The 894-nt window shown below is 61.3% G+C and carries 1 pseudogene; it reads left to right on the top strand.

Annotation, left to right across the window (positions count from 1 at the left end):
* Nucleotides 1-866 (top strand): annotated as a pseudogene (locus XINFAN_RS00025) (IS5 family transposase); the annotation flags it as partial.
* Nucleotides 867-894: the final 28 nt, after the last annotated feature.

Below are 894 nucleotides of genomic sequence, written 5' to 3'. Positions count from 1 at the left end.
CTGAGAGGTTTTCTGCGGCGGCCATACAATTCTGCCTCTCGATCAAGGTGTTGTTCGGGCTGCCGCCACGTCAAACGACAGGGTTTGTGGAGAGCCTGCTGGCCCTGTCTGGCCTCGACTGGCCCGTGCCGGATTACACCACGCTTTGCCGCCGGCAGAAGCACCTGAAGGCGCAGATCCCATATCGTTCGGCGTCCGGGCCGCTGCATCTGCTGGTGGACAGCACCGGGATAAAGTTCCCGGGGATCGGCGAGTGGCAGGTTCGTAAACACGGGGCCAGCCGCCGCAGGCAATGGCGCAAGATCCACATTGGCATTGACGCTGATACACTTGAGGTTCGGGCGGTGGAGATAACCAGCAACCGTATCGGGGATGTCGAGCCGGTGAAGCGCCACCGGTTCGAGCGAACCGGCGAGGGGTATTGCCGGATCTGCTGGCACAGATCCCTGCGGAGGAACAGATCGGCAGCGTCACCGCCGATGGCATCTGTGATACCAAGGGTTGTCACATCGCTATCGCGGCCCGAGGTGCAGATGCCGTTATCCCGCCCCGCCGGAATGCCCGGGACTGGAAGGGACAGGATCCCGGCCTGCAAGCCCGCAATGAGGCCTTGCACGCCTGCAGACGCTTCGGCCGGGCCAACTGGAAGAAACTGTCCGGATATCACCGACGAAGTCGGGTGGAGGCCAAAATGAGATGCCTCAAGCTTCTGGGAGAGCGCATCATGGCGAAAGACTTCGACCGGCAGGATGCAGAGGTTCAGATCCGCATCGTGTCGCAGGTTCTCTCGAACCAATGGCATTCACCTGCTCCGCATGAACCGCTTCACATCACTCGGGACGCCAGAGACCGTCCGCATGCGCTGAAAATATCTGGGAAAGGGACAAGTCCGGC

Origin of the sequence: Pseudogemmobacter humi (assembly GCF_900609055.1) — a bacterium.
Taxonomy (GTDB): domain Bacteria; phylum Pseudomonadota; class Alphaproteobacteria; order Rhodobacterales; family Rhodobacteraceae; genus Pseudogemmobacter; species Pseudogemmobacter humi.
Note: the sequence above shows the minus strand (reverse complement) of the source record. Positions and strands in the feature narration are given on the sequence as shown.